Here is a 21,550-nt window from a genome sequence, read left to right as displayed (position 1 = left end):
CGACGCCGCGTGTGCATCAATGACCAGAGCGGCACATATCGAGTGCAGAATTGCACACATGGTTCCTGGAGCCGCCTCTCCGCATCCGGACGATCTGCTGATCCTCCTCGCCGTCGCGCGCACCGGCCGCTTCACCACCGCCGGCGAGAGCCTGGGTCTGAACCACACCACCGTCTCGCGACGTATCGCCGCCCTGGAGAACGACCTCGGCGGACGCGTCCTCGCCCGCGCCACCGGCGGCTGGGAGCTGACCGACCTGGGGCGCCGCGCGGTGCGCGCCGCGGAGGACGTCGAGGCGGCCGTCGCGACGATCCACGAGGGCGAGGAGGAGGCCGACCAGATCGCGGGCGTCGTGCGGATGTCGGCGACGGACGGGTTCAGCGCGTTCGTGGTGGTGCCGGCGGTCGCGGAGCTGCGGCGACGGCATCCGCGGCTCAGTGTGGAGATCGTCAACGTGACCCGCCGCGCCCTGCAGCACCGCTCCGGACTGGACCTGGAGGTCGTGGTCGGGCAGCCCCAGGTGCACCGCGCGGAGGCGATCCGGCTCGGCGACTACGTGCTGGGCATGTACGCCTCGCGCGACTACCTCGCCGAGTACGGCACGCCGTCCGGCATCGGCGAGCTCAGCCGGCATCCGCTGGTGTACTTCGTCGACTCGATGCTGCAAGTCGACGACCTGGACGCCCCGCGGCGGCTGGTGCCCGGGATGATGGACTCGCTCAGCTCCACCAACGTGTTCGTGCACGTCGAGGCCACCCGGGCGGGGGCCGGAATCGGCTTCCTGCCGTGCTTCATGGCCGACCGTCATCCCGACCTGGTCCGCCTGCTGCCGGAGGAGTTCGCGGAGCGGCTGCCGTACTGGATGGTGCTGCGGCCGGATTCCCTGCGCCAGCCCGCGGTCGCGGCGGTGGCGGATGCCCTGCGCCGGCGCACCGCCGCCGTGCAGGACGCGCTCCTCGGCCGCGGCGCTCACGCCGACTGAGCAGCGGGGACGGGTGTGACAGCACGTCGCCGGTAGGCTGGTCCCCGGCATCCGACCGATCTTTCCCTGAGGAGCACACGCATGGGCGCACACGACGCCGTCATCGAGATCCCGCGCGGCAGCCGGGTGAAGTACGAGGTCGACCACGAGACCGGGCGAGTCCACCTCGACCGCGTCCTGTACACGACGTTCGGCTACCCGGCCGACTACGGGTACTTCGACAACACGCTCGGCGAGGACGGCGACCCGCTGGACGTGCTGGTGCTGCTCGACCACACGATCTTCCCGGGCGTCGTGGTGAACGTCCGCCCGGTCGCCGTGCTGAAGATGAGCGACGAGGCCGGCGGCGACGACAAGCTCGTCGCGGTGCTGTCGAAGGACCCGCGCTGGCAGCACATCCAGGACATCGCCGACATCCCGGAGTACACCAAGAAGGAGATCGAGCACTTCTTCGAGCACTACAAGGACCTCGAGCCCGGCAAGTGGGTCAAGGTCGACGCGTGGGGCGACGCCGCCGAGGCGCAGCGCATCCTCGACGAGGCCATCGAGCGCTTCGGCTCGCAGGGCCACTGACCCCGCGGGACGCTGAGCCTGTCGAAGCGTCCGCCTCAACCCCGGACGCTGAGCCTGTCGAAGCGTCCGCCTCAACCCCGGACGCTGAGCCTGTCGAAGCGTCATACACACACGAAACCCCCGGTCACCGCCGGGGGTTTCGTCGTTCGGACGCGATCAGATCGCGCCGCGGTCGGCGAGGAACGGATACGGGTTGATGGTGCCCCATCCGCGGTACACCTCGAAGTGCAGATGGCATCCGTAGGAGCGGCCGGTATTGCCCGCCCAGCCGATCACCTGGCCGGCGGAGACCCACTGCCCGTAGCCGACGCCGATCGAGTCGATGTGGGCGTAACCGGTCGAGACGTCGCCGTGGTTGATCCTCACGTATTTGCCGTAGCCGCCGTTCCAGCCGGCGTAGGTGACGGTGCCGGATGCCGCGGCGAAGATGGGCGCGCCGCATCCGTTGGCGAAGTCGAGGCCCTCATGGAAGCTCGAGCTGCAGTAGCCGTTCGAGCAGTTCGAGGCGCGGGGACCGTATCCGGAGGAGATCCAGCCGCCATGCGGGCGGACCCAGCCGCTTCCGCCGCCGCCTCCTCCGCCGCCACCGCCGCCTCCGCCGCCGCCACCGCCACCGCCACCGGCGTTGTTGCGGGCGGCCTCCTCGGCCTCACGGCGACGACGCTCCTCTTCGGCCTTGCGGCGCGCCTCCTCCTCGCGGCGGATGCGCTCGCCCTCCTGGTAGGCGGCGACGGTCTGCGCCGTGGTGTCCTTGAGCGCGGCGAGCTGAGCCTCGAGGGTGACGAGGTTCGCCTGCTTCTCGGCGAGCGCGGCCTGCGCGGCATCCGCTGCCTGCTGCGCCTTGATCATCTTCTCTTCGGCGATCTTCTGCAGCCGGTCGCGCTCGTCGCGGGCGGCCGCCGCCTGGTCGCTGAGCGCCTGGGCGGAATCGCGCGCGGCGACGGCGTTGTCGTAGACCGAGCGGTTGAACTCGAGGAACTTGTCCATCGTGCCCAGCCGCGTGAGCAGGTCGTCGGCGCTGTTCGCCGAGCCGGAGAAGAAGAGCTCGAGTGCGGCGTCATCGCCGCCGTTGCGGTAGAGCTGCGTGGCGACCTGGCCGGCCTTGCGGGAGCTCTCCTCGGCGATCTTCGCCTGCTCGTCGGCCTGCGCCTGGAGCTCCTCGGCCTTGCGTGCCTGGTCGAAGTAGGCCTGCTGCGCCTCGTAGAACTCCTGTCCGGCGACGCGCGCGGCCTCCTCGGCGGCGGCGGCCTGCTCGGTGAGGGTCTGGATGAGTCCCTGGATGCGGGAGATCTCAGCGGCCTTGGCGGCCTCGTTCTGCATCGCCGCCTGCACCTCGTCCCAGCTCGGGTACGTGGCCGCGTGGGCGGCGCTGATGCCCGACGAGACGCCGAAGGCGCTGATCGCGACGGCGCTCAGCGCGCCGAGGGCGAGGGCGCCGCGGCGGCTGACCTTCGCGGTGTGCCAGAGGGCGCGTCGTTCGGCGGGGCTGGGCGCGCAGCCGCATTCCTCGGATGCCGTCGGGGCAGCATCCTTCGTCGCTTCGTCGTTCACTCGGCCCCTTCCGCCGGTTTCACACACGTAACAGTAACAACAAGCGTCACGTTTGCAACAGGAAGCGCACGATCCTGCCCGGCCGCGCGGACACACGTGCCTCCTCCATGGTGCGCCCGAAACGCCCGGGATGCGAGTAGCTGTGCGCTCGATTCGCGTTTCGCCGCACGGATCCCTTATGCTTGAGCGTCGGCAAGGGAAACCTTCACCGGGAACCCTGCGGCCCCATCGTTTAGCGGCCTAGGACGCCGCCCTTTCACGGCGGTAGCACGGGTTCGAATCCCGTTGGGGTCACTCATCCGATACAATTCAATAGTTCTGGCCCTGTAGCGCAGTTGGTTAGCGTGCCGCCCTGTCACGGCGGAGGTCGCGGGTTCAAGTCCCGTCAGGGTCGCTCCGAGCGACGGGCCTTCTTTCGAGGAGGCCTTTCGTCTAGGACGCGACAGGCTCGCCCGTCGCGCGGCTCTGTAGCTCAGTTGGTAGAGCGTTCGACTGAAAATCGAAAGGTCACCGGATCGATGCCGGTCGGAGCCACACCCTGAAACCCCCGGTCCGCCGGGGGTTTCCTCGTTCCGGGGCCGTCCTCCCCCGGTCGTTGAGCGCACGTAGAGACCGTGACCCTGCTCACTCCGGCACCCCCTTATCGCCGTGCTGCCCGGCGATCCAGCGGCAGATCGCCTCGACCACGTACTCCTTCTCCGCGGCATCCAGGTCCCGGCCGGCGGGGATGCCGTGCCATCTGCTCAGGCACGCGCGGCAGCACGTGGCGGTGGCGTGCTGAGCGACGAAGACCGGATGCCCGCGGTACGGCGTCTGGCGGCCGTCGTTGCGGGGCGCCGCGGGCGCGAGCCTGGTCTCGATGATCTCCGCGGCATGCCGGCGAACCGTCGCCATGCCGCGAAGATCGACGATGGCGCGGTCGCGCCCGTACAGCCGGAACTTCGCACGGAACGGGTGCTTCCCGATCCGGTGCAGCCGCGCGTCGAGCTCGTCCATCGCCACGTCTCTCACCCTAGGCACGACCGCAGACACACGCTCCCGGCCGCCCTGGTACCGTACCGGGAGCCGCCCCCCGTCCCCGCCAGGAGCCATGCCCACCGAACGCCGCCGACTGCTCGCCTCCGTGCACCGGGTGATCCGCACCGACCCGTCGCAGGTCGCCCCCACCCAGGCGCTGCCGGTGATCGACGACGTCCGCATCCTGAAGATCCTCGACCTGGCCATGCGCATCGGCGAATCGCTGTTCGCCGTCGGGGCATCCGCGCACGACGTCGCGTTCGCGATCACGCGCGTCGCCGACGCCTACCACCTGCACGGCGTCCAGGTCGACGTCACCTACAACTCGATCACGGTGTCGTACCACCGCGGCGACGAGGACCGCCCCACCACCCTGCTGCGCGTGGTGTGAGTCGCCTCCCCCGACCACGCGAAGCTGCAGCGGGTGCAGGCGCTGCTCGTCGAGATCGACGACGGCCTCGACCTGGATGCCGCACGGACGGCCTTCCGCGCCATCCGCCGCATCCCGTTCCTGTACCGGCCGGTGGTCGTGATCGTCGCCCGCGCGCTGCTCGCGGTCGGCGTCGCCCTGATGTTCGACGCCGCGCCCGTCATCGTGCTGCTCAGCTTCATCGCGGCGCTGTGTGCGGCGTTCACGCAGGCCGGACTGGCGCGGATGCAGGTGCCGTCGTTCTTCAGCCAGATCGCGGGCGCCTTCGTGACGACCGTGGTCGCGCTCATCGTCTCCGCGCTCGGCACCGCCGGGATCGAGCCGTTCACCGGCATCCGTCCATCCATCATCGTCGCCTCCGGGATCGTGCTGATGCTCGCCGGTCTCACCGTCGTCGGGGCGGCGCAGGACGCGATCGTCGCCGTCGCGGTCGCCCTGTTCAACGGCGCGGGCCTGCGGATCATCCTCGTCAGCGCGGCCCTCAGCCTGATCGCGATCGCCGGCTACAACGGGATGCTGCTGCTCGCGGTGCACGAGGCGGCGGCGAGCGCGATCGGCGCCCTGCTCGCCAGCTTCACCGGCATCGTCGTCGCGCGACGGATGCACGTACCCTCGGTCGCCGTGACGACTGCCGCCATCGTGCCGCTGGTCCCCGGGCTCGCCGTCTTCCGCGGGCTGCTCGGGCTGATGCAGTCCGACGGGACGGCGGAGGGGATGCTGGTGGGCGTCGGACCGCTCGTGCTCGCGGCATCCATCGGCATCGCGCTCGCGGCCGGCGCCTCGTTCGGGCTGTTCCTGGGCACGCCGGTGCAGGCCACCCTCTCCAGCGTCGCCAAGTCGCGCGCCCGCGTGCGGCGGTAAGGCGCCGACAATCAGCGACGCACGCGAGAATCAGTCCACCGGGCTGATTCCCGCGCCGGGAACTGATTCTCGGGGGTCGCCCGTCGCCGGGCCGCGGTTCAGACCACGTCGTCGTCCACCACGGTGCCGTCCACGGTCCTGCGGTTGCGGCGGACCAGCAGCATGATGATGCCGATCAGGAAGACGACGGCCCCCGCGCCCATCAGGATGTAGCCGATGAGGTCGAGGTCTGCCCACTCCACCTGCACGTTGATCGCGAAGGTGAGGATGGCGCCGATGACGAACAGGACGATTCCGGTGCCGATGCTCATACGAGTTCTCCTTCCGGGACGCGAGTCGCCTGCAGGCGCCGCACTCCCCACGATCCGCGAGAAGCGGCCGGGGAGGGAGGGGCTTGACACCCGCCCCCGAGACTTGCCGTTGCGCATGAGACGGCGCTGTCAGCACACTGTCTCACGCAGTGCGGCAGGTTTCCTCACGCAGTGCGGCAGGTTTCGCCGGCCGCCCCGCCGCCGGGGCGCGGTGCGCTACCTCCGCGCGGCCACCGGGGGCCGCAGCACCAGCACCACGACGATCGCCACCAGGATCAGCGCCGTGAGGGTCACCGGCAGCGGCAGGATCGGGTCGAACAGCACCAGCAGCGCGCCGAGCGGCACGACCGTGTTCACCACCCGGTCGGCGTTGTCTCGGATCGCGACGAACCAGACCGCGAGCAGGAACACCGCGATCGGCACCGACACCGTGAACGACGCCGCGACCCCGTCGAGCTCGGAGGCGCCGGTCAGCCGCTCGATCTCCACCTCCACACCGGCGGAGAACGCGGCGGCCGCGGCGAAGATCAGATAGTGCGTGTACCCGTACCGCAGTGATCGCCGGAGGGTGGAGATGGCCCGGTGGTGCGGCGGCCAGAAGTAGATCCACCACAGTGCCGCCGTCGCCACCAGCGTGAGCACGGCGATCGAGATGAGCGGCCCGAGAGCGTCCACCTTCTCGATCGCCCCGATGATCGCGTTGGACGAGGCCAGCAGGCTCTCGCCCAGCACGATGAGGGTGAACAGCCCGTAGCGCTCGGTGATGTGGTGCGGATGCCACGGCGTCTGCCCCCGCAGCTCCGCCACCACCGGCACCGCGATCTCGACAAGAGCGAGCACGATGAACACCACCATCTGCGCCTCGGCGGGCACGAACAGGAATGCGATCCAGAGCAGCTGCGCGATCGCGATCCCCAGCGCGTACAGCCGGGCCGTGCGCCGCGTGGCATCCGACGCGCCCGAGGCCCGCAGCCACTGCACGATCATCGCCACCCGCATCACCACGTAGGCGAGCACGAGCACGGTGAAGTCGTGGTGGTGGAAGGCCGGGCCGATGCCGGCGGCAAGCACCAGCACGCCACCCATCTGCACGATGGTGAGCACGCGGTAGAGCCAGTCGTCGGTGCCGAACGACGTGGCGAACCAGGCGAAGTTCATCCAGGCCCACCAGATGCCGAAGAACACCATGAGGTACATCGACACGCCCTCGACCGGATGCCCGGCTGCCAGCTCGTGGTGCAGCTGCCCGGCCGCGGTGCTCACGGCGACGACGAACACGAGGTCGAAGAACAGCTCCAGGGGGCTGGCGGTGCGGTGCGGCTCGTGCGGGTAACGCGGTCGCATCCGGAGCAGGCGGAACCGCGCGGTGTCGGCGTTCTCGGTCACGGGCAAGGATAGCGAGGGCGCGTCCACGGACGCCTCCCGCGTCTGCGCTCACGATCCGACCCGCGTCAGAGCTCCCCCGGGCGCATCGCCTCGGCGTCGATCGCCTGCACGATCCGCTGGCCCGCCGTGACGACCGGCGGCTCCCCGGCATCCCGCCGTCGACGCGGCGCGTACACGACCAGCGCGTGGAACAGGAACCGCGCGAAGAACGCCACCACGAGCGACAGCGCGGTCGCCAGCACGCTCGAGATGTGCCAGGACTCCACCATCAGCGCCATCACCGGGATGCGCAGCGCCGCCTCGACGTTGTTGAAGGTGAAGGATGCCGCGAACCGCACCCACAGCCGCGAGGCATCCGCCCGCACGTCGTCGAAGACGAAGCGCTCCTGCAGCACGAAGTTGCCGATGATGGTGGCCTCGGCCCCGACGATCGCGGCCCAGATGTAGTCCACGCCCAGGCTGGTGAGCAGCCACATGATGCCGATGTTCGCGATCGCCCCGATGCCGCCGATGAGCGCGAACAGCGACATCTTGCCGAACCGCAGCCGTGCCAGGTGCGCGACGAACGTCGCCCCTTGACGGATGCTCGCCTTCGAGGTGCCGTGCCGGCGCTCCCCGAACGCCATCGGCACCTCGGCGACGCGCACGTCCGACCGCACCAGGATCTCCAGCAGGATCTTGAAGCCCTGCGGTCGCAGCGCGGCGAGGTCGAGACGGGAGCGGTCGACCAGGAAGTACCCGGTCATCGGGTCGGTGCTGCGCCACAGCCTGCGGGGGAACATCGCCCGCGCCAGACCGGTCGCCGCACGCGAGACGCCGAACCGGAGCGCCGTGCCCAGGCCCGCGGCGTTCCCGCCGCCGACGTAGCGCGACGCGGCGACGACGTCGGCATCGCCGCGCTCGTACCGCTCGAGCAGCTCGGGCAGGAGCTCGGGCGGATGCTGCAGGTCGCCGTCCATGACGATGCAGACGTCGTGCGCCGCCTCACGCAGGCCGACCACCACGGCTCCGCCCAGCCCGCCGGTGTTGACGTCGCGGTGGATGCCGCGGACGGGCAGCGGTGCGGATGCCGCGACCCGGGTCACCTCGCCGATGGTGCCGTCGCTGCTGTCGTCGACGAACAGGATCTCCGCCTCACGGCCCTCGAGCGCCGCCGTGACCCGCCGGACGAGCTCGGCGACGTTGTCGCGCTCGTTGAAGGTCGGCACGATCACCGTGACGGGTGCGCCCACGTGCTTCCCTCCCGATCCGCGTGCCGTGTCCGGCATCCATCGTTTCACGTCCGTCTGTGCGTCCGTCGCACTCGGCGCCCTCCCTGCCGGCACGTCCTACCCTGGATGTATGACTTCTCCCGCATCCGACACGATCACGATGTTCGGCGCCGACTGGTGCCGCGACTGCATCCGCACGAAGAAGCAGCTCGACGAGCTCGGCATCGAGTACACCTACGTCGACCTGGTCGCCGACCCGGCCGCCGCGGAGGTGGCGAAGGAGATCTCGGGCCGCACGAACATCCCGGTGGTGGTCTACCCGGACGCCTCGCACCACGTCGAGCCCTCGAACGCGGACGTCGAGGCGAAGCTGCGCGAGCTGTCGCTCATCTGACGGGCCGGCCCGCCGCGGCGAAGCGGTCGGTCGCCTCGCGGAGGGCGCGCGCGATGCCGGGCTCGGATGCCGCGTGCCCGGCGTCGTCCACGATGACCAGCTCCGCCTCGGGCCACGCCCGGTGCAGATCCCACGCGGTCATCATCGGCGTGCACACGTCGTAGCGCCCCTGCACGATGACGGCCGGGATGCCGCGGATCGCGTCGACGTCCTCGATGAGCTGTCCCTCGCGCAGCCAGCCGCCGTGCATGAAGTAGTGGTTCTCGATCCGCGCGAACGCGGTGGCATCCGCCGGCTGCGTCATCCGCTCGATGAGCTCCGCATCCGGCCGCAGCGTGATCGCCGTGGCCTCCCAGCGCGTCCACGCCTGCGCCGCCGGCACGTGCACCGCCGGGTCGGGGTCGAACAGCCGGCGATGGTAGGCCTCGATCATCCGGCTCCGCTCGAGCACCGGGATCTGCTCCTCGTACCCCGCCCAGGCGTCGGGGAAGAGAGCGGATGCCCCGCCCTCGTAGAACCACTCCAGCTCGTGCTTGCGGAGCGTGAAGATCCCGCGCAGGACCAGGTCGCTCACGGCATCCGGGTGCGTCTGCGCATACGCGAGCGCGAGCGTGCTGCCCCACGAGCCGCCGAAGACCTGCCAGGTCTGGATGCCGAGGTTCTTGCGCAGCAGCTCGATGTCGGCGACGAGGTGCCAGGTCGTGTTGTAGCGCAGGTCCGCGGCGGGGTCGCTGGCGTGCGGGGTGCTGCGGCCGCATCCGCGCTGGTCGAAGAGCACGATCCGGTACTTCTCCGGGTCGAAGAAGCGCCGGTGCCAGTCCGAGGTGCCGCCGCCGGGGCCGCCGTGCAGGAACACGACCGGCTTGCCGTCGGGGTTGCCGCTGCACTCCCAGTAGACGCGATTGCCGTCCCCGACGAGCAGCTCGCCCGTCTCGTACGGTTCGATCGGCGGATACAGGGCGTCCAGGTTCATTCGTGTCCCTCCCCGGCCCGGTGCCGCTGGGCCACCTCTCACCGTAGCGCGGCGGGCGCGGGCCCGCGGGCGACACGGCCTAGAGCTGGTCGGCGGGGACCGCGAACGTGTCGCACACGCCGAGGCCGTTCTTGTAGCCGTTCGCGAACCAGTACTGACGCTGCTCGCTCGTGCCGTGCGTGAAGCTCTCCGGGTTGACGAAGCCGGACTGCTCCTGGATGTGGTCGTCGCCGACCGTGAACGCCGCGTTCAGGGCATCCTGGAGCTGGGCTTCGGTGGGCGTCTCGAGGTAGGGCACGCCGTTCTCGTCGGTCAGCGTGGTGACATCGCCGAGCCACGCGCCGGCGTAGCAGTCGGCCTGCAGCTCCATGCGGACGCCGTTGCTGTCGGGCCCGGTGCCGTTGTTCGGATGCTGCTGCATGACGCCGGTGATGTTCTGGATGTGGTGCCCCCACTCGTGCCCCACGATGTAGAGCTGCGCGAGCTCACCGGCGCTCGCGCCGAACTGCTCGCGCATGATGTCGAAGAACGTCGGGTCGAGGTACACGCCCTCCTCGGGCGGGCAGTAGAACGGTCCGACCGCGTTGGACGCGGTGCCGCACTGCGTCGGCGTCTGGCCGTCGACCACCGTCATCGTGGGGGCGCGGTAGCCGTCGACGTGCTGCGCCCAGTAGTCGTCGAGCACGACCTGGGCTCCGGCCATGCGGCAGTCGTCGCGGGTGTTGGCGTCCTCGCCGGTCTTGCACTCCAGGATCGCCTCCGAGGTCGGCGCCGGCACCGGCGCGCCGCCGCCCCCGAGCAGTCCGGTGAGGTCGACCCCGGTGAACATGCTGATCAGCAGCACCGCGATGCCGCCCAGACCGACCACCCCGCCGCCGGCGATGGCCGCGTTGCGGCCGCGGCGTCGCGTCGAGTGGCCTGAGATGTCGGCATCCGGATTGAAGGTCATGTAGGAACGGTACTCCGCCCCTCCGGGCCTGTCGAAGGGCGCCGGTCGCGACGTACGCTCGAACCATGACGACGACGATCACCATCACCGGCGCGGGCGGGCAGATCGGCTACGCGCTGCTGTTCCGGATCGCGGCCGGCGACATGCTCGGCCCCGGCGAGCCCGTCCGGCTGCGGCTGCTGGAGATCCCGCAGGGCCTGGCCTCCGCCGAAGGCGCGGCCCTGGAGCTGCAGGACGGCGCGTTCCCGCTGCTGGACGACGTGGAGGTGACCGACGACGCGGCCGTCGGCTTCGACGGCTGCGACATCGCCCTGCTGGTCGGCGCGCGCCCGCGGGGGCCGGGGATGGAGCGGAGCGACCTGCTCACCGCGAACGCCGGGATCTTCGCCCCGCAGGGCAGGGCGATCGCCGAGAACGCCGCCCCGGGAGTGCGCGTGGCCGTCGTCGGCAACCCGGCGAACACGAACGCTCTCATCGCGGCCTCCGCCGCCGAGGGCATCCCCGCGGAGCGGTTCACCGCGCTCACCCGGCTCGACGAGAACCGCGCCCGTGCGCAGCTGGCGCTGACGCTCGGCGTGCCGGTCGCCGAGGTGCGGCGCGTGACCATCTGGGGCAACCACTCGGCGACGCAGTTCCCCGACATCTCGCACGCCACGGTCGGCGGCCGCCCCGCGGCGGAGGTGCTGGCGGAGCGCGTCGGCGACGTGCGGGCTTGGCAGGAGGAGACCTTCATCCCGCGGGTCGCGAAGCGCGGCGCCGAGATCATCGAGGTGCGCGGATCGTCGTCGGTGGCATCCGCGGCGAGCGCGACCATCGACCACGTGCGCGACTGGGTGCACGGCACCGCCGACGGCGACTGGACGAGCGCGGGGATCGTCTCGCGCGGCGAGTACGGAGTGCCCGAGGGGCTGGTGTCGTCGTTCCCGGTGCGGTCGGTCGACGGCCGGTGGCAGGTGGTCGAAGGTCTCGAGATCGACGAGTGGGCGCGCACCCGCATCGACGCGTCGGTGACCGAGCTGATCGAGGAGCGCGACGCGGTCCGCGAACTCGGCGTGCTGTGAACGGGTCCGCCCGCGCGGACCGGGCGTGAGCGCGGATGCCGGCGCCCTGCGGCATCCGTCTGCGGCGTCCGACGTCCCCGGACTCAGGCAGAATGGATGCCGGAGGTGCGACGATGAGCGATGCGACGACGACGGAGACCGGCGAGGTCGACGCCGCGCTGACGAGTCCGCTGCATCTCCCGCATGCAGCGGCGGAATGCCCCCAGTGTCTTGCGAACACCGAGCACGACTGGTGGTCGGCCCGGCCGGAGGGCGCACGTCTCGTGGGTCTGGTCGTGGCCCGTGAGGGCATGCCGTCGGTGGTGGAGCAGCGTGACGAGCTGGCGCGCTTCGGCGTGCCGATCGAAGGGTTCCGGCATCCCGCGCCGGAGATCCTGGAGAGCTGGAGCGACCGCCTCGCCCGGCTGATGGACACCCTGCAGCGCGGCGACGTACTGGTGGTCGCGAACGTGCATGCGCTCGGCCGCGACCTCGACGAGGAGACCCGCACCGTGGCGGAGCTGCGGCGCCGCGGCATCATGGTGAAGGTGCTCGGGCACAAGGCGCGCCACCTGGCGGACGCCGGACGCTGAGGTCGGGCCTCAGTCGCCGTCGGCGTCGCTCTGGCTGCGCAGCGCTTCGTCGTCGAGGAGCGGCAGGTCCGCGCGGGTGATCACCTGCGAGGTGACCGCGTATTCGACCAGCCGGGCGCGGCGGTTGGTCGCGAGCTTGCCGGGGCCGCCGCGGAGACCCTGCACCCCCATGCGGTCGAGCTTGTCGCAGACGTTGTCGAGCTTGCGGTTGAACTTGCTCATCGTCCAGCCCAGGCGCTTGGCGGCCTCGCTCGAGGACGGCAGCTCGTTCATGCTCACGCCCTCGCGGCGCAGCATCGGCTCGGCGAGGGCGACCATCAGCTGCTTCTGCATCGGGGTGAAGCTGACCGGCATGACCGTGGTCTCGCCGCTCATCGACGCCTCCACCTGGTGGGACACCTCGTACGGCGCCTCCTCGGTGTGCAGGCTCAGCTCGTAGGTGATCGGGCCGGCCGTGAACACGATGACGTTGCGCTCGAACACGAGCGGCATCCGCGCGCCCGGCGACAGCCACGACTGCACGGCTCCGCCTGCGCTCGAGATGGTGGCCGCGAGGCGCACGCCGATGTTCGCCAGCCACCACAGTCCGTCGCGGTGCTGCAGTTCGAGGAAGTGGCGGTGCAGATACGGGTTGTCGTCGATCTCGAGGTCGCCTTCGCGGCCGATGATGAACGGATGCCCCGAGGGCACGTCGAACCATTCGCCCGCGAACTCGAGCCGAAGCGGCGGAACCCGCTTCGTCGTCGTCGCGGAGCCCCCCTCGAGCCCGGTCCCGGAATTCACATCAGTCACGTCGCGACCCCCTCGGCACATATCCTGCCACGGGGGCCCGGTCGACGGAGTCAGTGGCCGATGACGCCCTGCAGGTCGACCGCGACCTGGATCGCAGGGATGGTCTCCCGCTTGTGCAGGTTCTCGACCTTCGCGGCGCCGCCCAGCGAGAGCAGCGGCACGAAGATGAACGACTGGTCGTAGGGCAACTCACCGTGCGCCGCAACAGCCTCCGGGAAGATCTCGGCCTTCAGATCTTCGAGGATCAGCTCGTCCTCGACCCGCCGGAACAGACTGCGGAAACGGCTTCCGAGTCCCACGGTGGTGCCCAGGCGGTAGAGGATGGCCGTCAGTCCCGGACGGCTGGGTTCCCACGTGATGAGGTCGCCGAGCCCGGTGACCATGATCGGGATGGCGATCCCGTCGCCCTGGGTCTTGCCGATGCAGTCGCCGACCTCGGTCTCGTAGAGCTTGGGGTCGATGATGCGCAGGAAACCGTCCGCGAAGGTACCGTAGCCGTACTTCTGCCAGACTTCGACGAGTTCGTCCGGAACGCGTCCCCGGTACTCCTCGACGATCTCGGCCGGAACCGGCGCGTGCGGAACGAAGTCAGCGATCTCAACCATGGTTCAAACCTATCGAAGGATGACGTTGATGAAGGTGTTGTCCAGATCCACGCCCGGATTCGCGTTGAGGTAGTCGATCACGGCCCGATCGATGTCGCCGACGCGGCTTCGCCACTGCGAACCGAGTGAGGAATTGATGCGGGCGTCTCCGACGCGTGAGATGTCGGTGACATCCCCGCCGGCGATTCCATCCAGCCGATGCAGCGCCGCCTGGCTCTTGAGCCATTCCTGCGCCTTCTTGGTCGCTTCGTCCTTGCTGAAACCCTGGTCTCGCAGGTCGTCATACATGTCTCGGAATGCGTCATCGCGCGCGTTCTGCTGCGCCCGGAGCGAGTCCGAGGTGCGCCCGTTCTCGAGATACTCGATCCGGTTCGCCAGCCAGTCGGACAGCGGCATCCTCTGCAGCGTGTCCATCTGCTCGTCGTACTGCCTCTGGTACTCCGCCGAGTCGTGCTTGCTGTTCCTCTTGAACCGCTTCAGCTTGACATCGACCTTGCCGTCGTAGTTGTCGAGGTCGCGAACCTGGCGCACGACAGTGTCGAGGTGGCCGTCGAGGTTCGCGGTGAGCTGGTGCAGCTTGTGGTCTGCGTGAGCGAACCCCTTCAGCGCGGCCTGCTTGAGTTCGCGGATGATGGGTTTGACCGCGCTCATCAGTCGTCCCCTCCGAAGTCGAGGGCGGAGAACTCCGCGAAGAACGTCGACGTCAAGGTCTGGATGTCCGCACCATGCACCTTCATCGTCGACTGCGCCTCCTCCAGCGCCTGCAGATCCGCGTAGAACTCATCCGAGTCCCCGGCCGTGGACTCCACCATCGGCGCATCCAGAATCGCGTCGATCACTGCCGGCAGCTCCTCCGCCAACGGCTCGATCGCCATCGGCGCGAGCTGATTGATCAGCTGCTCCACCGCGATGTCCACCGCCGCGTTCAACAGCTTCTTCTTGATCAACAGCATCGGCCCGGCGCCCGCCGCCGTGATCGGGTTCGTCAGCATCGCCACCAGCGTGATCATCGTCGACGTCACATCCACGATGACCTTGATCTTCAACGCCAGAATCGCATCCGCGGCGACGTCCATCGCCGTCGCCGCCGGCGGCATGATATCCACCAGCTTCTGCAGATTCTGCGACCGGTTGGCATTCCACGCGCTCAACGTCGCCGGCCCCGTCTGCCCGCGCATCGCCGCGCCGATGTCGCCGTTCATCTTCCGGTCGACGGCCTGGATCACACCCTCCAGATCCGACCCGAAATTGCGCACCAGCGTCGCACCCTTGCGGACCTCGTCCTCATCCACATCCGGCCACTCGAACCCGAGCTTCTCCATCACCCAGACGAGCTCGTTCGGCAACATCATTCCCACGGCGCCACCTCCTGAATCGAGGGTACTTTCCGGTCATCGAGGCCACCATGGGTAGCACTTCCCACCCGCACAGCTCCGCCGGCCCTCGCCATCAGTCCCCGGGGACGTCGAACTCGATGCTCACGAACCGCGAATCGGGGATGGTCTTGATCTCGACCTTCGCGCCGTCCAGCGCGCCCGGCGGCAGGTCGAATCGCGTCTCGAGCTCGGCCTGGCTGAGCGCGCTCAGGGCATCCGCTTCGCCGGCGGGGGCGAGGAAGCTCATATCGCCCGCGCTCTTCGCCCCGTACTTGTCCGGGCTGTCCTGCCCGATCGCGTCCTCATAGAGCTCTTCGACGAGCTGTCCGGGCACCTTCTTCGGCGTGCCCTTCACCTCGTCCGCGATGTCGCCCGGCAGCGACCTCACCTCGTTGCCGACGGAGCGGCCGAGATCGCGCGCCAGGTCGTAGTCGGGGTTGCGGTGCCGCGGCTGGTACCCGCGCAACTGCGCGTCGACCCCTCGGCTGACATCGCGCAGGACGTGGTACTCCTTGGCATGGGAGGTCGGCTTCTTGCCGTCTCCCCGATGCTTCGGCTCGTAATCGGCGTTGCGCCTGTCGAGAGCGCGGATGGCGTCGGCATCCGCTCTGTGCTTGCCTCCGCGATTGCGGAAGGCGCCGGCGAAGCCGCGTTTGAACTCGTGCCCGGCGCCGTCGACGGCGTCGATGACGTCGCGGATGAGCTTCTTCATCGACATGCGTCAATCTCCCGAGATCTGCAGGTTGGCAAGGTCGGCGAGCAGCCGATCGGTGAGCTCTTCGACATCGGCGGCGTGCGCATCCATATCCGACGCGGCCTGGTCGAGTGCCATGAGGTCGGCGTAGAACTCGTCCACATCGCCCACCGCCCCCTCGACGACCGGGGCGTCGAGCATCGCCGCGACCAGTCCCGGGACCTGCTCGGCGAGCGGCTCGAGCGTCAGCGGCCGCGGTCCGGGAGGTCGCGCGCTGTCGAAGACGCCTCAGTCCTCGGATGCCCGGGGAGGATCCCCCGGCACGAAGTACCGCAGCGGAGAGAGCCCGGTGCGCACGACGGCGTCGCCTGCGGCATCCAGGAACTGATCCATGGTCGCGACGCTGAGCGCGCCCGACGGGTCGGCGATGATCACGTTGTCCACGACGGGGAGGAGCGTCGCGGTCCCCTTGGGCCATGCCGCGAACGTCGTGGTGACCCCGCCGTCCAGCACCCGGATCTTCGGATCCGCCAGGTGCACGTCCGGTCGCTGCAGCGCGACGGACTGTGCCTCGTACGCGCGAACGGCGAACAGCCTCAGCACCCGCTCGAAACGCATCTCCAGCGACGGATGCCGCTCGCGCCACGGGTACGGAGCCCAGGCGCCGTCCGAGAGCACCACTGGATGCGCGCTCACCAGTCGCCCGCCCTCGTCGTAGAGCTGCTCCGCCAGGTCCAGCACACGGGCGATCCCCGTTTCGTCGTCCGTGCCGACGATCGCGAGCCGCTGCCGGGAGAGCGCGAAGACGACCGGTGATCCGGTCACGTCGCCGACGTCGATCCGGGACGGTTCGACGAGCACGGATGCCGCCACCTGCTCGTCCTCGATGAGGATCACCCCGTCCACAGGGTCCGGAACGGAACCGGCGGATGCCACGGCCGCCGCGACCATCTCGGCGAACGGCTGCGACCAGGCTTCGGCCTGCCCTTGCGTCACCGCGGACCCGTCGCGCTCGTCAAGACCCACGAACAGCTCGCCGCCGACGTACTCGACGCGCGGATGCGCGTCGCCAGGGGCGGTGATCGCGAGCACTCCGAGCTCACTCGCGCCGTAGACGCGCGCGACCGCGTCCACGGTCAGGTTCCCGAACGTGCCTGTCATGCGTCCCGCTCCTCTTCCTCTGCCGCCAGACTACCGGCGGCATCGGCGTCCGCTCCTGCCGCGTCCGGCCCGATGCCGGTCCGAGCCGCGTAGAGGTTCACGACCTCGTCCCAGGACCAGTTCACGTCGATTCCACGGACCGCCTTCCCGGCCCGTCGTTCGGTCACCCAGCCGGCCGGCACCACATGCATGGCCAGCGACATCGTGCCCTCCTGCTCGACCCCTGCCCACACCAGCGCCAGCCCGACGGTCTCCGAGTACGTCCAGAAGTTGACGCGCTGCGCCCCGGCCGCATGGAGCGCCGCCGTGTACGAGCCGATGCTGTCCCCTCGATGCCCACGGAGATCGTCGAGAACCCGCCAATTGCCCGCCCAGTACATCGCTGCGGACTGCACCTGGGACGCGAAGGCGGCGATCTCCTCGGTGGAGACGCCCGCCCCGCCGGCTTCCCCTCGCCATGCCAGCGGCAGGATCCGGGCCTGACCGCGCACCAGTATCGGGTTGCTCGGCGCGATCCAGCCATCGTCCTCGGCGTCGAAAACGGCCGAAGGCAGGCCGTCCGGACCCAGCATCAGCGTACGACCCTCGTACGGAAGCAGCGCTCCCGCAGTGACAGACGCGGGGCCGAAGGCTGCCGCATCGTCTCTCTCCAGGTCCATGTCCAGGTTCACGCGCGCCTGCCTAGATGCTGAACTCTCGCGGGCTTCCCGGCCACTGCGAGGGCATGTACTCGCCGTTGCGCAGTCCTCTCGCCGTCTCCGGGATGTCGATCACGGCCTCCGGGATGCCGGTCGGGAGATATCCTCCGGGGATCCATTTCTCCGTGTCGGTACCGCCTTCATTGCCGGACGGCATCCGCAGGCCGTCCAACTCGTGGGGCGCGAAGTCCCGCAGTTCCACCTCGGCACCCTCGAAGAACCCGTCGGGCAGCCCCAGCGCCTCAGCAAGCTCAGCGGGGCTGTTGACCTGCTGCATCAGGGTGTTCAGCTGATCCGTGGGAAAGACGTACGTGGTGTTGTCGTTCCCCGGCCCGTAGTTGTCGAGGCTGTCCTTCTTGTAGATCCGCGTAGCGCCGTCCGCGAACTGGTCGAGGTGCTTCGCGATGTAGTCGGCGTCCAGATACTCGTGCGGGTCGGGTCGGTTGCCTTTCCCCCAGGCGACGACCTCGTTCGGCTCCCACTTGCCGTCCTTCTTCCAGCCGTCCTTGAGCGGATGCACGATGTCCGGCGAGTCGAGGTTCTGCACCTCGCTCGTATTGCGGTGCTGCTTCTTGCCGTGCTTGCGGAACATCTCCGCCAGCTGCTTCACATGCACCGGAGCGTCATCCAGCGCGCGCAGCAGCGGCTTGATCGCTTCGTCACCGATGCTTCTGCCCATGTCTCAGTCCCCCGTGATGTTCAAGCTCGAAAGGTCCGCGAGCAGCCGCTCGGTCAGCGTCTCGACATCCGACGCATGCATCTCCATCTCGCTCTCCGCCTGCTCCAGCGCCTGCAGATCCGCGAAGAACTCGTCCGGGTCACCCGCGACCGCCTCCACGATCGGCGAGTCCAGCGCCGCCATCACGACACCCGGCAGCTCCTCCGCCAGCGGCTCGATCGCCATCGGCAGGAGCTGATTCAGCAGCTGCTCGATCGCGACATCCACCGCCGCATTCAGCAGCTTCTTCTTCAGGATCAGCATCGGACCGGCGCCCACCGCCGTGATCGGGTTCGTCAGCATCCCGACCAGGGCGATCATCGTCGTCGTGACATCCGCGATCACCTTGATCTTCAACGCGAACACCGCGCCCGCCGCGATGTCCATCGCCGGCGGCACCGGACCCAGCAGATCCACCAGCCGCTGCAGGTTCTGCGACCGGTTCGTGTTCCACGCGCTCACATACGCCGGGCCCGCCTTGCCCCGCATCGCCGCGGCCAGGTCGCCGTTCACCTTCCGGTCCATCACCTGGATCTTCGCCTCGAGGTCGTCGCGGAAGTCGCTGACCATCCCCGCACCCCGGCGCAGCTCGTCCTCATCGACATCCGGCCAGTCGAACCCGAGCTTCTCCATCACCCAGATGAGCTCGTTCGGCAACATCATTCCCACGCGAAAACCTCCGCCGACGACCCTATGCGCCGGCGGGATGCCGTCGCGATGGGGAGAACAGCCCACATCCGCCGCGTCACTTCACGGCCGCCCACTGCACGATGCCGTACGTGAGGGGCGCCAGAGCGCCGTTGCGGGCGGTCACGCCGGTCACGTCACGGTCGACGATCGTGATCCGCGGGTTCGTCGCGATCGGCAGGGCCAGTGCGGCGCGGACGATCGTGGACTCGATCAGCGCGCGGATGTCGCGCGCCTCGTAGACGTCGACCGTCTGGGCGAGCTGCGCGATGAGCGTGTCGCGCTCGGCATCCGCATGCCCGGTGACGGATGCCCTGCCCTGCGTGCCCCACTGCGCGGCGATCTGGGCCGGAGATTCCGGGATCGGCACCCGGGCGATCACCGCGTTCCACCCGCGCTGCGCCAGCGCACCGTCGACGTCGTCGCTGCCGCAGTCGGCGACGCCCCACCCGGCCTCGGCCGCAGCACCCCGCAGCGCGGTGAACGCCCCGGCGGCGAACTCGCTGCCGCGGTCGTACAGCACGCACACCCGGGTTCCCGGGCCCACACCGGCGGACTGGCGCTCGAGCGCCGGGTCGTCGCTCTGTGTGCCGAGGGTCTGGGCGAAGCCGGAGTCCTCGTTCACGATGTCGTAGGCGCGGGAGCCCGGGGCGGACACCATCGACGTGGTGGCGGTGTAGGCCGCGGCCCATTCACCCCCACCCGCTTCCGCGAGCGCCCGCACCGGAAGGGCGCGGAGGAAGGCGGAGCGGGCCCGCTCGTCCGCGAACACTCCGGCCGGGTTCAGCAGCACCGCCCAGACGGTGCCGTCGTGCGTGGTCTGCACGGCGAAGTCCCGGCGTTCGAGTTCGCGGATGACCCCGCGGTTGGACGCCACCGGGGTCACCTGGGCGATGTCCAGCCGGTCGCCGATCGCGCCGGCGGGATCGCTCCCCGGCGGGACGAGCTCGATCCGCGCGACCTGCGGGGTGACCGCCCCGCGATAGGACGGGTTGGGAACCAGCGTCACGCTCTGACCGGTCTCCTCATCGCGCACCCGGTCGACGAGGTAAGGGCCGCTGGAGATCCGCAGGTCCTCCGGGAACGCCTTCTTCTCGGGCAGCGCGAAGCCCTCGTTCCACACGGCGGCGAGATCGTCGAGAGCCCCCGGGTCCGCCTCCCGGATCGCGCGGATGACCGCCTGCTTCGCCTCCATCGCGTCGTCCGTCCCGAACGCCCGCCTGCCGGCGACGTGCGCGGGCACCGGAGCCGTCACCGCCTGCTGCCAGTCGATCGACGGCTGCGGGAAGGTCACCTCGATCGCGCGCGCGAACTCGTCGACCTCCGGAACCTCGAGGGCGATCTCAGGCGCGTCCGCTCCGGCATCCGCACCGTCCTCGTCCCGCTCGAAGAGACCGGATGCCCCGGCCCAGCCCAACAGCAGATCGGCCGCGTCGAGGGGGATGCCATCCGACCAGGTGGGCTCGGCGAGGTCGTACCGCACCGTGAACGGGTCCTCCGACACGATGCGGACCGTGCCGAAGCTCTCGTCCGGGACGAACTCGCCGTCGACGACGTCGCCGAAGTCGGCGCGGATCGCCTGGGCGATGTCGATGTTGCCGGGCGACGGCGACGCCAGGGCGTTCACGGAGGTGAACCCGCCGCTCCACCCCACGGCGACCTCCGTGCCGGGCACCACGGTCTGCGGCAGCGCCGGCGCGCAGGCGGCCAGGCCCGCCGCCAGCAGCACGACCAGCGGTGCCGCGATGCGGCGATGCGCTCTCATCGCGTCGCTTCAGACGAGGTCGGTGCCGTCGTCGCTCTCGGCCGCCATCTCGCGGAACCGCTCGCTCTCCTCGCTCTCGAGCCACGCGCGCGCGTGCTCCAGCAGGATGGCCGGCGACTCCTCCGCCTCCTCGGCGGTCGAGAACGGCCCGATCGTGTCCTCGGAGGGGCGCTCGTCCGCGCGCACCACCGACTGCGTCGAGAGGTTGTACCAGTAGTAGCTCTGCGTCCCGCTCATCAGCCCCGTGCTCCGATCATCTTCCCGATTCTATGCGCCGGCCTCCGCGCCCCGCGCCCATCACGGCCCGGGCGAGCGCCCGCCATGGCCGTCTCCCGCGGCCCCCGCAAAAGGAGAGGTCGCGACGCCGGTCCGTGACCGACGCCGCGACCTCTGCCGATGCGATGGCTCAGCCGCCGGCGAGCTCCGAGTCCTTGTCGCGGATGGAGTCGGCCATGCGGTCCAGAGCGTCCGCCATGTCGTTGACGGCCTCGGCGGCGTCGTCGAGCGACGACGTGAGCTCCTGGTAGGCCGTGTTGTACGCGTCCGAGGCGTTCTCGGTCTTGAACCCGTCCTGGACGAGCTCGTCGATGATGCCCTGGAGCTCCTTCAGGGTGTCGCCGATGGAGCTGCGACCGTCGCGGAGTCGCGCAGCCGCGCCCTCCATCTCGCTGTACGTTGCACCGAAATCGTGTCCGGCCATGAGAACCGCCTCCCGCGTTCGTCTTGTTCAGGCCCCTTCGGCCTCTCTCACGACGAGGTTAGCCAATCATCCCCACCCCGCAA

At 69.7% G+C, this 21,550-nt stretch carries 26 protein-coding genes, 3 tRNA genes and 1 pseudogene; 10 read left to right on the top strand and 20 right to left on the bottom strand.

Annotated elements, in window-relative coordinates; translation table 11 throughout:
• Positions 1-58 precede the first annotated feature (58 nt).
• Positions 59-982: a LysR family transcriptional regulator gene (locus tag JRG78_RS01340; protein WP_259607230.1), complete on the top strand. Its 924-nt coding sequence runs from the start codon at positions 59-61 to the stop codon at positions 980-982.
• Between the two features lie 81 nt (positions 983-1,063).
• Positions 1,064-1,555 (top strand): inorganic diphosphatase, encoded by a 492-nt coding sequence (gene ppa, locus JRG78_RS01335; protein ID WP_259607229.1) that lies wholly within the window; start codon positions 1,064-1,066, stop codon positions 1,553-1,555.
• Positions 1,556-1,711: 156 nt separating this feature from the next.
• Here the strand turns inward: ppa and JRG78_RS01330 are convergent, their stop codons facing one another.
• A complete protein-coding gene (locus tag JRG78_RS01330) occupies positions 1,712-3,106 on the bottom strand; it encodes a peptidoglycan DD-metalloendopeptidase family protein (RefSeq protein ID WP_272653516.1) in 1,395 nt (464 codons plus the stop codon).
• Positions 3,107-3,327: 221 nt separating this feature from the next.
• Here JRG78_RS01330 and JRG78_RS01325 point away from each other — a divergent pair.
• From JRG78_RS01325 to JRG78_RS01315, 3 genes are all read left to right on the top strand, one after another.
• Positions 3,328-3,400, top strand: a tRNA-Glu gene (locus JRG78_RS01325).
• A 26-nt stretch (positions 3,401-3,426) separates the two neighbouring features.
• A tRNA-Asp gene (locus JRG78_RS01320) sits at positions 3,427-3,500 on the top strand.
• Between the two features lie 67 nt (positions 3,501-3,567).
• Positions 3,568-3,640: transfer RNA gene (locus JRG78_RS01315), tRNA-Phe, on the top strand.
• 90 nt (positions 3,641-3,730) lie between these two features.
• On the opposite strand, the gene JRG78_RS01310 is transcribed toward JRG78_RS01315, so the two are convergent.
• Positions 3,731-4,102 (bottom strand): DUF4186 domain-containing protein, encoded by a 372-nt coding sequence (locus JRG78_RS01310; protein WP_272653815.1) that lies wholly within the window; start codon positions 4,100-4,102, stop codon positions 3,731-3,733.
• Here JRG78_RS01310 and JRG78_RS01305 point away from each other — a divergent pair.
• Positions 3,999-4,958, top strand: a pseudogene (locus JRG78_RS01305) (threonine/serine ThrE exporter family protein); the annotation flags it as partial. The gene JRG78_RS01310 and the pseudogene JRG78_RS01305 overlap by 104 nt on opposite strands.
• 9 nt (positions 4,959-4,967) lie before the next feature.
• Positions 4,968-5,414, top strand: a complete 447-nt coding sequence (locus JRG78_RS01300) for a threonine/serine exporter family protein (protein WP_272653814.1) — start codon at positions 4,968-4,970, stop codon at positions 5,412-5,414.
• A 98-nt stretch (positions 5,415-5,512) separates the two neighbouring features.
• Here JRG78_RS01300 and JRG78_RS01295 read toward each other — a convergent pair whose 3' ends face one another.
• The 3 genes from JRG78_RS01295 to JRG78_RS01285 all read right to left on the bottom strand — a co-directional run bounded on the left by JRG78_RS01295 (position 5,513) and on the right by JRG78_RS01285 (position 8,379).
• Positions 5,513-5,725: a DUF6458 family protein gene (locus JRG78_RS01295; protein ID WP_259607222.1), complete on the bottom strand. Its 213-nt coding sequence runs from the start codon at positions 5,723-5,725 to the stop codon at positions 5,513-5,515.
• A 216-nt stretch (positions 5,726-5,941) separates the two neighbouring features.
• A complete protein-coding gene (locus JRG78_RS01290; protein WP_442927380.1) occupies positions 5,942-7,069 on the bottom strand; it encodes a low temperature requirement protein A in 1,128 nt (375 codons plus the stop codon).
• A gap of 107 nt (positions 7,070-7,176) precedes the next feature.
• Positions 7,177-8,379 (bottom strand): glycosyltransferase, encoded by a 1,203-nt coding sequence (locus tag JRG78_RS01285; protein WP_259607220.1) that lies wholly within the window; start codon positions 8,377-8,379, stop codon positions 7,177-7,179.
• Between the two features lie 73 nt (positions 8,380-8,452).
• On the opposite strand from JRG78_RS01285, the gene JRG78_RS01280 reads away from it, so the two are divergent.
• Positions 8,453-8,716, top strand: coding sequence for a glutaredoxin family protein (locus tag JRG78_RS01280; protein ID WP_259607219.1), 264 nt, complete (start codon positions 8,453-8,455; stop codon positions 8,714-8,716).
• On the opposite strand, the gene pip is transcribed toward JRG78_RS01280, so the two are convergent.
• Complete coding sequence (gene pip / locus JRG78_RS01275) at positions 8,709-9,689, bottom strand: prolyl aminopeptidase (protein WP_272653514.1); 981 nt, start codon at positions 9,687-9,689, stop codon at positions 8,709-8,711. The genes JRG78_RS01280 and pip overlap by 8 nt on opposite strands.
• Positions 9,690-9,768: 79 nt before the next feature.
• Positions 9,769-10,638: a KPN_02809 family neutral zinc metallopeptidase gene (ypfJ, locus tag JRG78_RS01270; protein ID WP_259607217.1), complete on the bottom strand. Its 870-nt coding sequence runs from the start codon at positions 10,636-10,638 to the stop codon at positions 9,769-9,771.
• A gap of 65 nt (positions 10,639-10,703) precedes the next feature.
• Between ypfJ and JRG78_RS01265 the strand changes: the two genes are divergently transcribed.
• On the top strand, positions 10,704-11,699 hold the full coding sequence (locus JRG78_RS01265; RefSeq protein ID WP_259607216.1) for a malate dehydrogenase: 996 nt from the start codon (positions 10,704-10,706) through the stop codon (positions 11,697-11,699).
• Positions 11,700-11,812: 113 nt separating this feature from the next.
• Positions 11,813-12,271, top strand: coding sequence for a recombinase family protein (locus tag JRG78_RS01260; protein WP_259607215.1), 459 nt, complete (start codon positions 11,813-11,815; stop codon positions 12,269-12,271).
• Positions 12,272-12,280: 9 nt separating this feature from the next.
• Here JRG78_RS01260 and JRG78_RS01255 read toward each other — a convergent pair whose 3' ends face one another.
• The 13 genes from JRG78_RS01255 to JRG78_RS01195 all read right to left on the bottom strand — a co-directional run bounded on the left by JRG78_RS01255 (position 12,281) and on the right by JRG78_RS01195 (position 21,467).
• The gene (locus JRG78_RS01255; RefSeq protein WP_432806425.1) at positions 12,281-13,063 is read right to left on the bottom strand and encodes a hypothetical protein; all 783 of its coding nucleotides are present in this window, start codon (positions 13,061-13,063) and stop codon (positions 12,281-12,283) included.
• A 50-nt stretch (positions 13,064-13,113) separates the two neighbouring features.
• Positions 13,114-13,668 (bottom strand): GAD-like domain-containing protein, encoded by a 555-nt coding sequence (locus JRG78_RS01250; protein WP_272653513.1) that lies wholly within the window; start codon positions 13,666-13,668, stop codon positions 13,114-13,116.
• A gap of 9 nt (positions 13,669-13,677) precedes the next feature.
• The gene (locus JRG78_RS01245; RefSeq protein WP_272653512.1) at positions 13,678-14,319 is read right to left on the bottom strand and encodes a polymorphic toxin type 15 domain-containing protein; all 642 of its coding nucleotides are present in this window, start codon (positions 14,317-14,319) and stop codon (positions 13,678-13,680) included.
• On the bottom strand, positions 14,319-14,990 hold the full coding sequence (locus JRG78_RS01240; protein ID WP_272653813.1) for a WXG100-like domain-containing protein: 672 nt from the start codon (positions 14,988-14,990) through the stop codon (positions 14,319-14,321). Before JRG78_RS01240 ends, JRG78_RS01245 begins: the two co-directional genes overlap by 1 nt.
• Before the next feature lie 127 nt (positions 14,991-15,117).
• The gene (locus JRG78_RS01235) at positions 15,118-15,762 is read right to left on the bottom strand and encodes a hypothetical protein (protein WP_272653511.1); all 645 of its coding nucleotides are present in this window, start codon (positions 15,760-15,762) and stop codon (positions 15,118-15,120) included.
• A gap of 3 nt (positions 15,763-15,765) precedes the next feature.
• On the bottom strand, positions 15,766-15,939 hold the full coding sequence (locus JRG78_RS01230; protein WP_272653510.1) for a hypothetical protein: 174 nt from the start codon (positions 15,937-15,939) through the stop codon (positions 15,766-15,768).
• An 87-nt stretch (positions 15,940-16,026) separates the two neighbouring features.
• Positions 16,027-16,899, bottom strand: a complete 873-nt coding sequence (locus JRG78_RS01225; protein ID WP_259607211.1) for a hypothetical protein — start codon at positions 16,897-16,899, stop codon at positions 16,027-16,029.
• A complete protein-coding gene (locus JRG78_RS01220; RefSeq protein ID WP_259607210.1) occupies positions 16,896-17,570 on the bottom strand; it encodes a hypothetical protein in 675 nt (224 codons plus the stop codon). Before JRG78_RS01220 ends, JRG78_RS01225 begins: the two co-directional genes overlap by 4 nt.
• A gap of 10 nt (positions 17,571-17,580) precedes the next feature.
• The gene (locus JRG78_RS01215; protein ID WP_259607209.1) at positions 17,581-18,276 is read right to left on the bottom strand and encodes a hypothetical protein; all 696 of its coding nucleotides are present in this window, start codon (positions 18,274-18,276) and stop codon (positions 17,581-17,583) included.
• Between the two features lie 3 nt (positions 18,277-18,279).
• The gene (locus tag JRG78_RS01210; protein WP_259608230.1) at positions 18,280-18,978 is read right to left on the bottom strand and encodes a WXG100 family type VII secretion target; all 699 of its coding nucleotides are present in this window, start codon (positions 18,976-18,978) and stop codon (positions 18,280-18,282) included.
• An 82-nt stretch (positions 18,979-19,060) separates the two neighbouring features.
• Positions 19,061-20,767 carry an ABC transporter substrate-binding protein gene (locus tag JRG78_RS01205; protein WP_272653509.1) on the bottom strand — a complete coding sequence of 569 codons (1,707 nt, stop codon included), beginning with the start codon at positions 20,765-20,767 and terminating at the stop codon, positions 19,061-19,063.
• A gap of 9 nt (positions 20,768-20,776) precedes the next feature.
• Positions 20,777-21,004, bottom strand: a complete 228-nt coding sequence (locus JRG78_RS01200; RefSeq protein ID WP_259607207.1) for a hypothetical protein — start codon at positions 21,002-21,004, stop codon at positions 20,777-20,779.
• Positions 21,005-21,173: 169 nt separating this feature from the next.
• On the bottom strand, positions 21,174-21,467 hold the full coding sequence (locus JRG78_RS01195) for a WXG100 family type VII secretion target (protein ID WP_259607206.1): 294 nt from the start codon (positions 21,465-21,467) through the stop codon (positions 21,174-21,176).
• Positions 21,468-21,550 lie beyond the last annotated feature (83 nt).

The sequence above is a fragment of the Microbacterium sp. EF45047 genome (assembly GCF_028472845.1).
Classification (GTDB): Bacteria; Actinomycetota; Actinomycetes; order Actinomycetales; family Microbacteriaceae; genus Microbacterium; species Microbacterium neungamense.
This window is presented reverse-complemented; position numbering and strand designations above follow the sequence as displayed.

Excerpts from the sequence above, each read along its gene's own strand:
- JRG78_RS01230 (WP_272653510.1), bottom strand. The coding sequence starts at position 15,939 with ATGCTCGACGCCCCGGTCGTCGAGGGGGCGGTGGGCGATGTGGACGAG.
- ypfJ (WP_259607217.1), bottom strand. The coding sequence starts at position 10,638 with ATGACCTTCAATCCGGATGCCGACATCTCAGGCCACTCGACGCGACGC.
- JRG78_RS01245 (WP_272653512.1), bottom strand. The coding sequence starts at position 14,319 with ATGAGCGCGGTCAAACCCATCATCCGCGAACTCAAGCAGGCCGCGCTG.
- JRG78_RS01240 (WP_272653813.1), bottom strand. The coding sequence starts at position 14,990 with ATGGAGAAGCTCGGGTTCGAGTGGCCGGATGTGGATGAGGACGAGGTC.
- JRG78_RS01340 (WP_259607230.1), top strand. The coding sequence starts at position 59 with ATGGTTCCTGGAGCCGCCTCTCCGCATCCGGACGATCTGCTGATCCTC.
- JRG78_RS01195 (WP_259607206.1), bottom strand. The coding sequence starts at position 21,467 with ATGGCCGGACACGATTTCGGTGCAACGTACAGCGAGATGGAGGGCGCG.
- JRG78_RS01290 (WP_442927380.1), bottom strand. The coding sequence starts at position 7,069 with ATGCGACCGCGTTACCCGCACGAGCCGCACCGCACCGCCAGCCCCCTG.
- JRG78_RS01205 (WP_272653509.1), bottom strand. The coding sequence starts at position 20,767 with ATGAGAGCGCATCGCCGCATCGCGGCACCGCTGGTCGTGCTGCTGGCG.
- ppa (WP_259607229.1), top strand. The coding sequence starts at position 1,064 with ATGGGCGCACACGACGCCGTCATCGAGATCCCGCGCGGCAGCCGGGTG.
- JRG78_RS01250 (WP_272653513.1), bottom strand. The coding sequence starts at position 13,668 with ATGGTTGAGATCGCTGACTTCGTTCCGCACGCGCCGGTTCCGGCCGAG.
- JRG78_RS01225 (WP_259607211.1), bottom strand. The coding sequence starts at position 16,899 with ATGACAGGCACGTTCGGGAACCTGACCGTGGACGCGGTCGCGCGCGTC.
- JRG78_RS01280 (WP_259607219.1), top strand. The coding sequence starts at position 8,453 with ATGACTTCTCCCGCATCCGACACGATCACGATGTTCGGCGCCGACTGG.
- pip (WP_272653514.1), bottom strand. The coding sequence starts at position 9,689 with ATGAACCTGGACGCCCTGTATCCGCCGATCGAACCGTACGAGACGGGC.
- JRG78_RS01310 (WP_272653815.1), bottom strand. The coding sequence starts at position 4,102 with ATGGACGAGCTCGACGCGCGGCTGCACCGGATCGGGAAGCACCCGTTC.
- JRG78_RS01265 (WP_259607216.1), top strand. The coding sequence starts at position 10,704 with ATGACGACGACGATCACCATCACCGGCGCGGGCGGGCAGATCGGCTAC.
- JRG78_RS01235 (WP_272653511.1), bottom strand. The coding sequence starts at position 15,762 with ATGTCGATGAAGAAGCTCATCCGCGACGTCATCGACGCCGTCGACGGC.
- JRG78_RS01285 (WP_259607220.1), bottom strand. The coding sequence starts at position 8,379 with ATGCCGGACACGGCACGCGGATCGGGAGGGAAGCACGTGGGCGCACCC.
- JRG78_RS01200 (WP_259607207.1), bottom strand. The coding sequence starts at position 21,004 with ATGAGCGGGACGCAGAGCTACTACTGGTACAACCTCTCGACGCAGTCG.
- JRG78_RS01210 (WP_259608230.1), bottom strand. The coding sequence starts at position 18,978 with ATGATGTTGCCGAACGAGCTCATCTGGGTGATGGAGAAGCTCGGGTTC.
- JRG78_RS01295 (WP_259607222.1), bottom strand. The coding sequence starts at position 5,725 with ATGAGCATCGGCACCGGAATCGTCCTGTTCGTCATCGGCGCCATCCTC.
- JRG78_RS01260 (WP_259607215.1), top strand. The coding sequence starts at position 11,813 with ATGAGCGATGCGACGACGACGGAGACCGGCGAGGTCGACGCCGCGCTG.
- JRG78_RS01215 (WP_259607209.1), bottom strand. The coding sequence starts at position 18,276 with ATGGGCAGAAGCATCGGTGACGAAGCGATCAAGCCGCTGCTGCGCGCG.